This is a genomic window from Massilia sp. Soil_C_3 (assembly GCF_057657035.1).
Genome location: NZ_JBDGJG010000007.1, coordinates 69,529 through 82,786, shown reverse-complemented (window position 1 = coordinate 82,786; position 13,258 = coordinate 69,529). Strand labels below are relative to the sequence as shown.

The window sequence follows — 13,258 nt, the reverse complement described above, 5'->3', positions numbered from 1 at the left end:
GCATTGGCACGCGGGCGCGTGCCGGACAAAGCTTAGTCCTTGCCGATACCGCTGAGCAGCGCCGCATCGGCGCCGGCGCCGGCGCTGAGCATCCAGCCGGTCATCAAGAGGTAGAACATCAGCAGCGTGAACAGCACCGACACGCGGCGCGCGTTGATGCCTTCGAACAGCGGCTTCTTGTTGTAGGCGACGCCGACGAAATAGGCGCCGAACACGGTGGCCATATAGTGCACCGCGCCGAAGGTCTCGCCCAGCTCGCCCTTGCGTGGATGGTCGACCAGCAGGTGCGACAGGATCACCAGGACCAGGTAGGGCACCGAAGCGGCCAGGGGCGGCAGGTACAGGCCGAAACGCTCGACGAAGTCGCGGATCGCCGGACGCTTGAGCGCGAGCAGCGGCAGGAACAGGTTGTGGATCAGGCCGGTGATGACGATGATCTTCAGCAGCACCGCCTTGTGCAGGCTTTCTTCGCCAAAGCCCAGGTTGTGCAGATTGGTTTCCGCCTGGCGGTTATTCTGCAGGAACCATTCCGGCGACTGAATGTTCAGGATGCGCTGGAACCAGCTGATCTCTTCCAGCGCGGCCAGGGCGACCAGGCCGGTCAGGCCTGCCAGCACCAGCACGCCGAGATTGAAACCTTCGGTCTTGTAACGGTCGATCGCGACGTAGCCGAGCAGGCCGGACGTGAGCGAGAAGGCCAGGAACTGCATCCATTCGACGATGCCGTCTTCCACCAGCAGGCGCGCCAGTTCATGCGGATTATTTGCCCAGATCAGGGCCAGCAGCAGGCAGAACGTGTTGATGATGGTGGCCGAGATGATCACCGGATGCTTATACCATTTGTTATCTACCACTAAATTACTCCTTCAAAGACGAAAAATGTTCGGCCGCCAGCGGCTGCAGGCCGGACGCCGGGGCCGGGACTGAATCAGGTTCGGGTTCCGCCAGGCGGTCGGAAGCGCGGCGGCCGGTGCGGCGCAGGGCGGCGGCCAGCAGGGCGGCCACGGCCCAGGCCCACAGCAGCGGGTCGATCAGGGCATCCCACAGATTTCCGGTCGGCAGGCGCAGCAGCGCGAAGAGGGCGAGCGCGCCCAGCAGGCTCGCCGCCGGTCCGCGCGCATGGCCACGCACGATGGCGAACACGCAGACGATGGCGGCGGCGATGCCGAGCAGCGCGGCGGCCTGGCCGAAGCCGGCAAAATAAAAGCCGCGCGCCAGGAAGCCGACGGCGTCGAGATACAGCAGCGCGCCGCTGACGACCAGCACACCGGCCAGCGCCTGCGGCATGACCTGGCTGCGGCGCATGCCGTTCCAGCGCTCGGCCAGGCGCAGCAGGCAGCAGCCGACCAGCAGAGCGCTCGGATACTGGAAGGCCAGGCCGAGCCACCAGGCCGGCGACAGTTCGCCTGGCAGGGCCACCGCCGCCAGCGCGAGCGCCAGCACCGCGGCCAGCGCCACACGCGACATCGGCGCCGACCGGCGCCACAGCGCGCACACCAGGGTGGCCAGGACGATCGCCCAACCCAGGCGGCCGTAGAGGATTTGCAGCGAGAGATCCGGCAGGTTCATCAGATCGTCCCTCCGGCGTCGATGCGATAGCGGTGGTGGGCGATCGCCTGGCGCTGCCAGGTGTACGTCACGTGCAGTTCGTCGCCGACCTGCTGTAGCGTCGGATACGAGAATTCATCGCCGGCCTTGCCCTTGGCGATATCGGCCACCGTGCGCCAGGTGCGCATATCGTCGGAAATCGACAGGCGCAGCACGCTCCTGGCCGAAGCGTCGTCGGCGGCGTGGTTGTGCAGCATCAGGAACTGGCCGCTGGCCAGGCGAATGGCCGCCATCGAGGTATTGTGGTTGGGCAGGTCGAGCGCCGGCAGGTCTTGCCAGCTGGCGCCACCGTCGTTGCTGGCCGCGTGCTGCATGCGGCGCGCGTCGCTGTCGTCGCGCAGCAGGGCGCGCACCTCGGTCTTCGATACCGCCACGATGGCCGGTTGCAGGGTCGAGGTGCTCTGGCCGATGCGCGCCAGCGAGGTCGGGTTGCCTTGGGCATCGAAAGCCATCAGCATCGGATATTTGTTGCCGATCTCAAAATAGACGGGCAGCCACCAGCCGCCGTCGCTCAGCGCCAGTGGCGAGGTGCGCACCAGCGCGCTGGTATTGAATAGGGGGGAGGTCGGCAGCACGCGGCGGACGCGGAAGCTGGCGCCCTGGTCGGTCGAGACGATATGGGCGATGCGCGACGCTGCCCAGCCGCCCAGGCCGGTGGCGACGACGTACAGGTGGATCTTGCCGTCGCGGTCGGTCCAGGCGACCGGATTGCCGATGCGGCGCACGCCGAAACCGAGCGCGGCGCCGAGCGATTCACGGCTGGCGACCATCCATGGCGCGCTCCAGGCGCCATTGGCCCAGGTCGAAGCGTACACCTTGACGTCGGGGCCGCTCTCGCGGCTGCCGGCCCACCAGAAGGCCAGCATGCGGTTGCCCGGCAGCGGCGTCATCGAACTGGCGTGGGCCGACGGCATGCCGTGCGGCGCGGGAATATGGGTGCTCGACAGTTCGGTGAATGTGACCGGGCCGCCGCGCACGGCGCCGGCCAGGCTCGGCTGGGCGGCGGCGTGGGCGCTGCGGCTCCAGCGCAGGCCCTCGGCGCCGAGCATGAGCAGCACGAGGAGCACACAGCCGAGCAAGACGAGATTGCGGGGGCGCGGCTGAGGGATCTGGGGATTCTCCATTCGCTTCCAGTAGAGGGAACCCAGCAGTTGCGACCTGCACCGGCGGGTTCGAGCAGTGAACGTCCCGGAGGCGAAGATGTCGCTGCGGGATTGCTGACGCCAAACGGTTGTCAGCAAAGGCGCTATCGTACCGGAAAGCCACGCAAAACACATCAGGCAGAGGCGATATCGGGCCGAAATTGATGCCCAACGCGGCGTCTTTACATGCCTCCCGCCGCCAACACAGGGCAGATCATGGCAAGCTTGCCAAGTTATCGGCAATTTCCCGATAACAAGCCCGCAACTTCGCCTGCAACTCCGCGTACACTTGCGTTTTCGACAGCCTGGACTCTGCCGCATGCGTACTTTACACGTACTACTCATCCTGATCCTTGTCTTGCTTGGGACTGGATGTGCGAACCAAAATCCTTATTTCGACTCAAGCAAGTCGCATCACCGGCCTGAGGGCTTCGCTAATAACTACCCCAACAATCCCGCCTATCAGCGGCCGACACTCGGTTTCTTCGAGGGCTGGGCCGCGCGCATCAGGAACTGGACCGAGGACGAGTCCGTGCGCGCCCCGAGCGTGCCGATTCCGACCGTGGCGCCCGATCTCGCCTTCATCCACGCCAACCGCGATACCCCGGCACTGACCTGGATCGGCCATGCGACCTTCCTGTTCCAGACCGGGACGGGCGTGAACCTGCTGTTCGATCCGGTATTCGACGAACGCGCTTCGCCGCTGTCCTTTGCCGGGCCAAAGCGGCATCAGCCGCCGGGCGTGGCGATCGCCGACCTGCCGCGCATCGACGTCGTCCTGATCAGCCACTCGCATTACGACCACCTGTCGCGCGACTCGCTGCGCCAGTTGTACCGCCAGGCCGGCGGCCCGCCGCTGCTGGTGGCGCCGCTGGGCGTGGACCTCTGGCTCGAAAAGAACGTCACCGGCGGCGACCGCTCGCGCATCGTCAAGCTGGACTGGTGGGACAAGACCGTCTTCCAGGGCCTCGAACTGCACCTGCTGCCGGTGCACCACTGGTCGGCGCGCTCGCTGTGGGACCGCAACGAGACCCTGTGGGGCGGCTTCGCCGTGACGCGGCCGGGGCATTCCTTCTTCTTCTCGGGCGACCTGGGGTTTTCGAAGGACATCCAGGACATCGCGGCGCGCTTCGGCAGCTTCGACCTGGCCGCGATCGGCATCGGCGCCTACCAGCCGGTCTGGTACCGCAATTCGCACGTGAGTCCCGACGAAGCGCTGCGCATCCACCGCGAACTGCGGGTCAAGCGCAGCGTCGGCATGCACTGGGGGACGTATCCGATGGGGCAGGAGCGGCTGGACCAGGCCGCGATCGACCTGGCCACGGCGCGCAAGGCGCAGGGCGTGGCCGATGGCGAATTCTTCGTGATGAAGATCGGGGAGACGTATCGCGCGCCGGCCCCCCGATAGCGATCACGTTCGTGGCGGGCGCAGGGTCAGCTTGAGGATTTCTCCCGGCTGCCACAGCCGCATGCGCGGCCCCCAGCCGCCGGCGCCGCGGCTGATCACCAGCTGCATGTTTCCTTCGCGGTGCACCCCGACCAGGTGCGGAAATTCGCGCTTGACCAGGTAGCTGAAGGGCCAGATCTGGCCGCCGTGGGTATGCCCGGACAGCATCAGGCTCACGCCCTCGCGCGCGGCGCGTTCGACCAGGCCGGGTGCAGGGATGTGGGCCAGCAGGATCGTGGCGCCCTGCGCACGGTTGGGGATCGTCCGTTCCAGCCCGGCGTAGATATCGCCGCCGTGCATGGCGCGACCGATGTCGTCCAGGCCCGCCAGGTGCAGGCCGGGCGCGATCTCGACCCGCTCGTCGCGCAGCCATTTCACGCCGCCAGCGGAAAATTCCGCGATCGTGCCGCCGGCGTCGCCGTAGTATTCGTGGTTGCCCGTCACCGCCCACACGCCCAGCGGCGCGCGCAGGCGGCGCAGTACCGGCGCCAGCTGGTCGTCGTTGATCGGCTCGTCCTCGACCTGGTCGCCCAGCATCACGACCGCCGCCGGTTCCAGTGCATTGATCTGGTCGACCCGCTTGCCGAGCCAGGCGGCGCGACGCTGGGCGCCCAGATGGGTGTCGCTGATCGCGACCAGGGTCATGCCGTCGAGCTCCTGGGGCAGGCCGGCCAGCGGCAGTTCATACTCCACGATCGCCGGCGCACGCACCGCCTGGAAGATGGCGAAGGCGCTGACCGACACGCCGGCGATGGCGCCGGCCGCCAGGATTTTCGGCGCCCACTTGCGCAGCCACAGTCCGAAGCCGGTGACAAGGTCGGCCAGCAGCAGGTATTGCGTCATGACGAACAGGATGCCGAGCCAGGTCATGGCGAACTGCCCCGGCCACCAGCGCCAGTCAAGGGCGGCGTCGCCCAGTCGTACGCCGAGCAGGTAGACGGCCCAGACCACGACCGCGCCCAGCCACCACCAGCGTGCTTTGACTCGCGTGCGAATCGGTGCCAGCGCATACAGGCGATGCGCCACATAGAAATGCATCAGTGTGCCGATGCCGTTGAGAATGAGTGAAAACATGCGTACATACACCGGTGTTGCCGGCGAGGCTGGTCCATAACCGGGAAATCATAGCGGCAATGCAATGTACATGTCGCCGGGAATTATCCTGAGATTCATACGGGGTTTATACTGCGTCATCCCCGTCATCCAACATCTTCCAGTGACAGAACTGTTCAACGCAATCGCGCGCAACCTGATTCTTCCTCCCGCCAGCCCGCTCTTGTTGATCGCAATTGGCCTGCTGCTGCGCCGCCGCTGGCGGCATGCCGGCAGCATCGTTGCTGGCTTCTCTCTGGTGCTGCTGGTCTTCTTGTCGAGCAATGCCGGCGCGCGCTTCCTGGTCGCGCCGCTGGAAGCAATGGCCACGCCACTGCGCGATACCGGAAGCGCCGGCGCGCAGGCGATCGTGGTGCTGGCGGCTGGCCGCGTGCGAGCGGCGCCGGAATACGGCGACCTCGACATCCCCGACCATCTCGCGCTGGCGCGCCTGCGCTACGCGGCCCACCTGCATCGGCGCACGGGGCTGCCCATTCTGGTCAGCGGCGGCGCGCCACGTCCAGGCGCCACGATCCTTGCCGATGCAATGGCCAGCGCGCTGCGCGAGGATTTCGGGGTGCCGGTGCGCTGGGTCGAGGGGCGTTCGCGCAATACGGCCGAGAATGCTGCCTTCAGCGCGGCGCTGCTTGGCGCGGAGAAGGTCGAGCGGGTGCTGCTGGTGACCGATGCGATGCACATGGAACGTGCGCGCACCGTGTTTCAGCGCACCGGCCTGCAGGTGACGGACGCGCCGACCATGTTCTTCGGCGAGCAGGCGCGCGGCCTGGCTGCCTGGGTGCCGAGTGCCGAGGGGATGCGCCGTTCGTGGTATGCCTCGTACGAGCTGATCGGGCTTGCCTGGTATCGCCTGAAATCAGGAGCTACGTCCTAGGCGGCTTCCGCATGCTCCACCAGCAGCTGCACCTTGGTCACGCCATTGTATTCATTCGCATCGAGCCGGAACGCCACCCGCGCGCGCTCGGGCAGGCTGTCGGGGTGGCCGAACCAGATCGCATCGTAGCGGCGGCCGTTTTTCTCCAGCAGCAGTTTCAGATGACGCTCCTTCAGCACGCGCTGGCTGACCACACGGAACTCGTCGCAGAACACCGGCGGCGCAAAGCCCTGGCCCCAGACCTGGCCATCCATCAGTTCAATGAACTGGGTCGAGTAGAACTCATCTTCCAGCGGCCCGTCGGTCTCGACGATGCGCTCGAGCTGGGCCTCGGTCAGCCAGGCCTGGCCGACCGCCTCGAAGGCCTGGCAAAAATGTTCGAAGGCGTCGTGGCGGATCGACAGGCCGGCCGCCATCGCGTGGCCGCCGAACTTGTCGATCAAGCCAGGCACGCGCTTGGACACCAGGTCGAGCGCGTCGCGCAAGTGAAAACCCGGGATCGACCGGCCCGAGCCCTTGATCCAGCCGTCGCCGGCCGGGGCGAAGGTGATCGTCGGCCGGTAGAATTTTTCCTTCAGGCGCGAGGCGACGATGCCGATCACGCCCTGGTGCCAGCCTTCGTCGAAGACGGCGATGGTGCTTGCGCTGGTCGGCTCGAAGCTGTCCAGGTGCAGCAGGGCGGTGTCCTGCATCTCGGCCTCGATCTCGCGCCGCTTGAGGTTGATCTCGTTGAGCTGTTGGGCGATGGCCCAGGCGCGGCCCTCGTCGTCGGTGGTCAGGCACTCGATGCCCAGCGCCATGTCTTCCAGACGGCCAGCGGCGTTCAGGCGCGGCCCGACGGCAAAGCCCAGGTCGAACGGCGAGGCGCAGCGCGCTTCGCGGCCGGCCACGCGGAACAGGGCGGCCACGCCCGCATGCATGCGGCCGGCGCGCATGCGCTTCAAGCCCTGCGCGACCAGGATGCGGTTGTTGGCGTCGAGCTTGACGACGTCGGCCACGGTGCCCAGCGCGACCAGATCGAGCAGGCTGTCGAGTTTCGGCTGGGTCTGGGCGTCGAACACGCCGCGCCGCCGCATCTCGGCGCGCAGCGCCAGCAGCACATAGAACACGACGCCGACGCCGGCCAGGTTCTTGCTCGGGAAGCCGCATTCGGGCTGGTTCGGGTTGACGATCACGCGCGCCGGCGGCAGGGTGTCGCCCGGCAGGTGGTGGTCGGTGACGACGACTTCGATGCCCAGCCGGTTGGCCTCGAGCACACCCTCCATGCTGGCGATGCCGTTGTCGACCGTGACGATGATGTCGGGATTTTTTTCGCGCGCCGTGATCTCGACGATGCCGGGCGTGAGGCCGTAGCCGTGCACGACCCGGTTGGGCACGAAGTAGTCGACCTCGGCGCCCATCGCGCGCAGGCCGCGCAGGGCGACCGCACAGGCGGTGGCGCCGTCGCAGTCGTAGTCGGCGACGATAGTCATGCGCTTGCCTGCCTGAATGGCGTCGGCCAGGAACACGGCGGCGGTGTCGATGTGCTTCAGGCCCGAGGGCGGCGACAGGGCCGTCAGCTCGCTCGAGAGTTCGCGCACGTGCTCCAGGCCGCGCGCGGCATAGATGCGCGCCAGCACCGGGTGGACGCCATCCTGGCGCAGCAGTTCCGAGGTGCGGAACGAGCAGGGGCGGGTGGAGATGCGGGTCTTCTGGGTCAAGTCAGTGAATCCAGTGTCGGGCGGCGCCAGAATTTGCGCTGCGCCATCGCGGTCGTCGTGTAGTCGGCAAGGCCTTCGCGGCTGCTCAGGACCAGGCGCAGCTCGCGCACGCGGCCATCCTTGAGGGCAGCCAGAAGCGGCACGAACAGTTTCTCTTCGAGGTGCTGCATGCCCTGCAGCCAGCCGCTCCAGTCGGCGGCCAGCGCGGCCTCGCCCAGGTTGCCGGCCACCAGCAGGCCGCCGTGCGCCAGGACGCCGTCCAGGCGATCGAGCGATGCCAGGCGCTGCTGGCCGAGGGCGGCCAGCCAGCCGGGGACGGCGTAGCTGGCCATCGTCGTCGAAGGCTGTTGTGCCTGCACACTGGCGCCCCACAGCCAAAAGGCGTTCACCACCGGCAGCCGGCGCGCCTCGCGCGCGGCGTTCACGGGATGCGCGTGCCAGGCCATCTGCACCTCGTTCTGCAGGCGCCGGTAAGCTTGCGCCCCGACGCCCTTGGGCATGAAGTCGGTCAGGTCCATATTGGCGACGGTGTCGGGGCTTGCGGTGTCGAAACCGGTCCAGTCGTCGGCGCGCAGGAACCAGGTGTGGGCGTCGCCATAGCGCAGTTCGTGGCCGATCTCTTCGCACAGCGTGCTCGCGGCGTTGAATAGCGCGCGGCCGTCCGCGTCGTCCAGGCTGACCTGGCGCGTATCGGCCATCATCAGGTGGCTGCGCGCGATCTGGATGTGGGCCGGCGTGACGATATGCCAGCGGCCGGCGCCAGGATCGAGATTGAGCCCGCGCATGGCGGCGACGGCGAACGGGGTGCGGCCATCGTCGGCCAGGCCGAACGCGCGCGCCAGCCAGGTTTCATGCGGCAGGGCGTGGGCGGTGTCGGTTTTTGGGGCGCGCCGGGCGCTCGACGTGCGCGACAGCAGCGCGGCCAAAGCCGGCGCCTGCAGGGCGCGGACCAGGTCGGGGGCGAATTCGGGGAGCGGGAGGGCGAACGGCAGGACAAGCGTAATATGAGCCATCCCGCTATTTTAGGCCAAAATCGGCCGGCCGGAGGGTTTGATCTTGGCTTGCCGGACGGCGTTTGCACATGGTTTTTTGCTAATCCGCGCCACAAAAGTGGTTTGTCTGGCAAACTGCCGGGTTGGCGAAGCCAAAAGAACAAGAACCGACAGGATTGTATGAGCATCACCCATAAACTTCCGTATGAATGGCAGATCGGCCTGCGCTATACCCGCGCCGGCAAGCGCAGCGGCCGCAACAGTTTTATTTCCTTCATTTCGATGGCCTCGGTGGCCGGCATCGCCCTCGGCGTGGCGGCCCTGATCGTGGTGCTGTCGGTGATGAACGGCTTCCAGAAGGAAGTCACCAACCGCATGCTGTCGATGCTGGCCCACGTCGAGATCTTCGATGCGCGCGGCGCGTTGCCCGACTGGCGCGCCACCAGCGCCGATGCGCTGCGCCATCCCGAGGTGCGCGCCGCCGCGCCTTTCCTCGATGCGCAATCGATGTTGCTGGTCGATGGGGTCATGAAGCCGGCCTTGTTGCGCGGGGTCGAGCCCACCGAAGAAGCCAAGGTGTCCGACGTCGCGAAACAGATGAAGGAAGGCAGCTTCGATTCGCTGCGTCCCGGTTCCTATAATGTCGTGCTGGGCCGCGCGCTGGCCAAGTCGCTCGGGGTCGAAGTGGGCGACCGCGTGTCGCTGCTGGTGGCCAGCAGCGGCATCCTGGGTGGCGCCGCCTCGCCCGGCGAAAATCCCTTGCCGCGTTCGCGCGCGCTGACCGTCTCGGGCATTTTCGAGGCCGGTCACTTCGAATTCGATTCCACGCTGGCGCTGGTGAATATCCTTGACGCCGAAACCGCGACCGGGGCCACGGCGCCGCTCGGCCTGCGCCTGCGCCTGGCCGACCTGCAGCAGGCGCCGCGCGTGGCCTACGAGCTGCAGCAGTCGATGGCGGGCGACCTGATCATGCGCGACTGGACCCGCGTAAACACCGTGTGGTTCGCCGCCGTGCAGTCGCAGAAGAACATGATGTTCATTATCCTGACCATGATCGTGGCGGTGGCCGCCTTCAACCTGGTCTCGACCCTGGTCATGACGGTCAAGGACAAGCAGGCCGACATCGCCATCCTGCGCACCCTGGGCGCCTCGCCGCGCGGCATCATGAAGATCTTCATTGTGCAGGGCACGCTGGTGGGCATGCTGGGCGGCCTGCTCGGCGTGGCCTTTGGCGTGCTGGTGGCGCTGAACGTCGACGTGATCGTGCCGGCCATCGAGCGCGTGCTCGGCGTGCACTTCCTGTCGCAAGAGGTCTACCTGATCAGCGAGATGCCGTCCGAGCTGCGTTGGAACGACGTCGGCTGGATCGGCGGCGTGGCCGTGGTGCTGGCCTTCCTGGCCACCATCTACCCAAGCTGGGCGGCGTCGCGCGTCAAGCCGGCCGAGGCGCTGCGGTATGAATGAGCGCGGCGCATTGGCATACTCCGGTTCACATTTTCGATTCAGGAACGCATGAGCATCATCCACAAACTGCCATATGAGTGGCAGGTCGGCCTGCGCTACACGCGGGCCGGCAAGCGCAGCGGGCGCAGCAGCTTCATCTCCTTCATTTCGCTGATCTCGGTCGCCGGCATCGCCCTCGGCGTCGCGGCCCTGATCATCGTGCTGTCGGTGATGAACGGCTTCCAGAAGCAGGTCACCGACCGCATGCTGTCGGTGCTGGCCCATATCGAGGTATTCGACGATTCGGGCAGCATGCCCGACTGGCGCGCGTCCGCAAAAGAAGCGCTGCGCAATCCGAACGTGCTGGGCGCCGCGCCTTTCGTCGAGACCCAGGGCCTGTTGGTGCGCGACGGCGTGATGCGCCCGTCGATCGTGCGCGGCGTGTTGCCGGGCGAGGAAGACAATGTATCGACCGTGGCGCGCCAGGTGCGCGCCGGCAGTTTTGATGCCCTCAAGCCGGGCCAGTTCAACATCGTGCTGGGCTATGCGCTGGCGCGTGCGCTCGGCGTCGGCCTGGGCGACAAGGTGACGATGGTGCTGGCCCAGGGCCAGGTCACGCCGGCCGGCATGGTGCCGCGCACGCGCAGCTTCACCGTCGCCGGCATCTTCGAGGCCGGCCACTTCGATTTCGATGCGGCGCTGTCGTTCATCCACGTGGAAGACGCGCAGCGCCTGGAGCGGCTGCCGGCGCCGTCGGGCCTGCGCCTGCGCATCGCCAATATGCGCGAGGCGCCCGAAGTCGCCGAACAGCTAAAAGGCCAGATGACCGGCGACCTGACGGTGCGCGACTGGCCCAAGCTCAACGCCAACTGGTACGCTGCCGTACAGACCGAAAAAAAGATGATGTTCATTATCCTCACCCTGATCATCGCGGTGGCCGCCTTCAACCTGGTCTCGAGCCTGGTGATGACGGTGACCGAGAAGCAGGCCGATATCGCGATCCTGCGCACGCTGGGATCGTCGCCGCAATCGATCATGAAGATCTTCATGGTGCAGGGCGGGGTGGTCGGCGTGCTCGGGACGCTGGCCGGCATCGGCATGGGGGTGGCGGTGAGCCTGAACATCGATGTCATCGTTCCGTTCATCGAACGTTTGCTGGGAGTGGAGTTCTTGTCCAAAGATATATATTTGATCAGTACCGTGCCGTCCGACCTGCATGGGCCGGACGTCGCCGTCATCGGCGTTATCTCGGTGCTGCTGGCGTTTGCCGCCACCGTTTATCCAAGCTGGGCCGCCTCGCGCGTGAAACCGGCGGAGGCGCTGCGTTATGAGTGATGCATTCAACGGCGCCCCGGTGCTTGCCTGCCGCGGCCTCGGTAAAACCTTCAAGCAGGGCGACGCCAATGTGCGCGTGATCGACGGCATCGATTTCGCCGTCCACCGCGGCGAGCGGGTCGCCATCGTCGGCGCTTCCGGTTCCGGCAAATCGACCCTGCTGCACCTGCTGGGCGGCCTGGATACGCCGAGCAGCGGCTCGGTGACCCTGCACGGCGAGGACTTCGCCAACCTGTCCGAGGCGCGCCGCGGCGAACTACGCAACACGGCGCTGGGCTTCGTCTACCAGTTCCACCACCTGCTGCCGGAGTTTACGGCGCTCGACAACGTCATGATGCCGCTCTTGATCCGGCGCGAACCACGCCCGGTCGCGATGGAGCGTGCGCAGGCGATCCTGGAACGGGTGGGCCTGGGCAAGCGCGTGGTGCACCGTCCGGGCGAACTGTCGGGCGGCGAGCGCCAGCGGGTGGCGCTGGCGCGCGCGCTGGTCACCCAGCCGGCATGCGTGCTGGCCGACGAACCGACCGGCAACCTCGATCACACCACGGCGCAGATCATCTTCGACCTGATGCTGGAACTGTCGCGCACCCTCGGCACCGCCTTCGTGATCGTCACCCACGACATGGAACTGGCGCGCCGCTGCGACCGCGTGCTGCGCATGACCGAGCACGGCCTGCAGCCGGCGGAAGGCTGAGCGATGTGGATCGATACCCACGTCCACCTCGATGCGCGCGAGTATGGCGGCGACGGCGCTGGTGAAGCGTTGAAAGCGCGCGACGCGGGGGTGTCGATGATCGTGATCGTGGCGGTCGAGCGGGGCAATTTCGATGCCGTCGCCGGCCTGGCGCACGGCAGCCCCAACGCCTGCTATGCGCTCGGCATACATCCGATCTGCGTGCCGCAGGCGCAGGACGAAGACCTGGTCTATATGCGCACCCGGGTGGAGCAGGCGATGAGCGACCCGCGCTTCGTGGGCATCGGCGAGATCGGCCTGGATTTCTTCATCCCGGAGCTGACCGAACCTGCCATGCGCGACAAGCAGGAGCGGTTCTTTCGCGAACAGCTGCGCATCGCGCGCGACTTCGACCTGCCGGTCTTGACGCACGTGCGGCGCTCGCAAGACCAGGTGCTCAAGCACCTGCGCCAGATTCGCCCGCCAGGGGGGATCGCCCATGCATTCAACGGCAGTTTCCAGCAGGCGCAGAATTTCATTGAGCTGGGATTTCACCTGGGATTTGGCGGCAACATGACCTTCACGCGCGCGCTGCAGATCCGGCGCCTGGCGGCCGAGCTACCCCTTTCGTCCATCGTGCTCGAGACCGATTCGCCCGATATCGCGCCGAGCTGGATTCATCCGGGACGCAACAGTCCCGATCAACTCCCCGGCATCGGCGCCACACTGGCCGAGTTGCGCGGGATCGGGGTGGACGAGGTACGTGAAGCGGCCTACCGCGCCTCGCTGGCGGCCATTCCCCGCCTGGCGGCGCTGTGTCCTTGACACGAAAGCCACGAGTATCGGTTTTCGACGTAGTTCACTCGTCAATTGTGAGCGCGAGCAAACTGTAATTGCTACCGCCGTGCCAAGATTCTGTTTCGACGAGTTGCGC

12 protein-coding genes are annotated in these 13,258 nt (G+C 66.6%); 6 read left to right on the top strand and 6 right to left on the bottom strand.

What is annotated here, in order from left to right:
* Window positions 1-32: 32 nt before the first annotated feature.
* Genes AC3A6F_RS15530 through AC3A6F_RS15520 form a run of 3 tightly spaced genes read right to left on the bottom strand, consistent with a single transcriptional unit; the run spans window position 33 to window position 2,732 of the window.
* Window positions 33-854: a hypothetical protein gene (locus AC3A6F_RS15530; RefSeq protein ID WP_320473782.1), complete on the bottom strand. Its 822-nt coding sequence runs from the start codon at window positions 852-854 to the stop codon at window positions 33-35.
* A 4-nt stretch (window positions 855-858) separates the two neighbouring features.
* A complete protein-coding gene (locus AC3A6F_RS15525; RefSeq protein ID WP_487682215.1) occupies window positions 859-1,569 on the bottom strand; it encodes a hypothetical protein in 711 nt (236 codons plus the stop codon).
* Complete coding sequence (locus AC3A6F_RS15520; RefSeq protein WP_487682213.1) at window positions 1,569-2,732, bottom strand: sialidase family protein; 1,164 nt, start codon at window positions 2,730-2,732, stop codon at window positions 1,569-1,571. The genes AC3A6F_RS15525 and AC3A6F_RS15520 overlap by 1 nt, the downstream gene beginning before the upstream one ends.
* Window positions 2,733-3,282: 550 nt before the next feature.
* On the opposite strand from AC3A6F_RS15520, the gene AC3A6F_RS15515 reads away from it, so the two are divergent.
* Entirely contained in the window at window positions 3,283-4,158 is an 876-nt protein-coding gene (locus AC3A6F_RS15515; RefSeq protein WP_487682211.1) for an MBL fold metallo-hydrolase, read from the top strand.
* Between the two features lie 3 nt (window positions 4,159-4,161).
* Here the strand turns inward: AC3A6F_RS15515 and AC3A6F_RS15510 are convergent, their stop codons facing one another.
* Window positions 4,162-5,271, bottom strand: a complete 1,110-nt coding sequence (locus AC3A6F_RS15510) for a metallophosphoesterase (RefSeq protein WP_487682209.1) — start codon at window positions 5,269-5,271, stop codon at window positions 4,162-4,164.
* Between the two features lie 142 nt (window positions 5,272-5,413).
* On the opposite strand from AC3A6F_RS15510, the gene AC3A6F_RS15505 reads away from it, so the two are divergent.
* Window positions 5,414-6,181, top strand: coding sequence for a YdcF family protein (locus tag AC3A6F_RS15505; RefSeq protein WP_487682207.1), 768 nt, complete (start codon window positions 5,414-5,416; stop codon window positions 6,179-6,181).
* On the opposite strand, the gene recJ is transcribed toward AC3A6F_RS15505, so the two are convergent.
* Window positions 6,178-7,881, bottom strand: coding sequence for a single-stranded-DNA-specific exonuclease RecJ (gene recJ, locus AC3A6F_RS15500; protein ID WP_487682205.1), 1,704 nt, complete (start codon window positions 7,879-7,881; stop codon window positions 6,178-6,180). The two genes, AC3A6F_RS15505 and recJ, sit on opposite strands and share 4 nt — an antisense overlap.
* Window positions 7,878-8,894 (bottom strand): hypothetical protein, encoded by a 1,017-nt coding sequence (locus AC3A6F_RS15495; RefSeq protein WP_487682203.1) that lies wholly within the window; start codon window positions 8,892-8,894, stop codon window positions 7,878-7,880. Before AC3A6F_RS15495 ends, recJ begins: the two co-directional genes overlap by 4 nt.
* Window positions 8,895-9,053: 159 nt before the next feature.
* Here AC3A6F_RS15495 and AC3A6F_RS15490 point away from each other — a divergent pair, with 159 nt between their 5' ends.
* The 4 genes from AC3A6F_RS15490 to AC3A6F_RS15475 are packed head-to-tail and all read left to right on the top strand — an operon-like array spanning window position 9,054 to window position 13,149.
* Window positions 9,054-10,337: a lipoprotein-releasing ABC transporter permease subunit gene (locus AC3A6F_RS15490; protein WP_487682201.1), complete on the top strand. Its 1,284-nt coding sequence runs from the start codon at window positions 9,054-9,056 to the stop codon at window positions 10,335-10,337.
* A 48-nt stretch (window positions 10,338-10,385) separates the two neighbouring features.
* The gene (locus tag AC3A6F_RS15485; RefSeq protein WP_487682199.1) at window positions 10,386-11,651 is read left to right on the top strand and encodes a lipoprotein-releasing ABC transporter permease subunit; all 1,266 of its coding nucleotides are present in this window, start codon (window positions 10,386-10,388) and stop codon (window positions 11,649-11,651) included.
* Window positions 11,644-12,345 carry a lipoprotein-releasing ABC transporter ATP-binding protein LolD gene (gene lolD, locus AC3A6F_RS15480; protein WP_320469039.1) on the top strand — a complete coding sequence of 234 codons (702 nt, stop codon included), beginning with the start codon at window positions 11,644-11,646 and terminating at the stop codon, window positions 12,343-12,345. The genes AC3A6F_RS15485 and lolD overlap by 8 nt, the downstream gene beginning before the upstream one ends.
* Window positions 12,346-12,348: 3 nt before the next feature.
* Window positions 12,349-13,149 carry a TatD family hydrolase gene (locus tag AC3A6F_RS15475; RefSeq protein ID WP_487682197.1) on the top strand — a complete coding sequence of 267 codons (801 nt, stop codon included), beginning with the start codon at window positions 12,349-12,351 and terminating at the stop codon, window positions 13,147-13,149.
* The last annotated feature ends 109 nt before the right edge of the window (window positions 13,150-13,258 follow it).

Bases quoted from the DNA above. Each gene is read 5' to 3' on its own strand.
- lolD (WP_320469039.1), top strand. From the start codon at position 11,644: ATGAGTGATGCATTCAACGGCGCCCCGGTGCTTGCCTGCCGCGGCCTC.
- AC3A6F_RS15510 (WP_487682209.1), bottom strand. From the start codon at position 5,271: ATGTTTTCACTCATTCTCAACGGCATCGGCACACTGATGCATTTCTAT.
- AC3A6F_RS15485 (WP_487682199.1), top strand. From the start codon at position 10,386: ATGAGCATCATCCACAAACTGCCATATGAGTGGCAGGTCGGCCTGCGC.
- AC3A6F_RS15520 (WP_487682213.1), bottom strand. From the start codon at position 2,732: ATGGAGAATCCCCAGATCCCTCAGCCGCGCCCCCGCAATCTCGTCTTG.
- AC3A6F_RS15525 (WP_487682215.1), bottom strand. From the start codon at position 1,569: ATGAACCTGCCGGATCTCTCGCTGCAAATCCTCTACGGCCGCCTGGGT.
- AC3A6F_RS15475 (WP_487682197.1), top strand. From the start codon at position 12,349: ATGTGGATCGATACCCACGTCCACCTCGATGCGCGCGAGTATGGCGGC.
- AC3A6F_RS15490 (WP_487682201.1), top strand. From the start codon at position 9,054: ATGAGCATCACCCATAAACTTCCGTATGAATGGCAGATCGGCCTGCGC.
- AC3A6F_RS15495 (WP_487682203.1), bottom strand. From the start codon at position 8,894: ATGGCTCATATTACGCTTGTCCTGCCGTTCGCCCTCCCGCTCCCCGAA.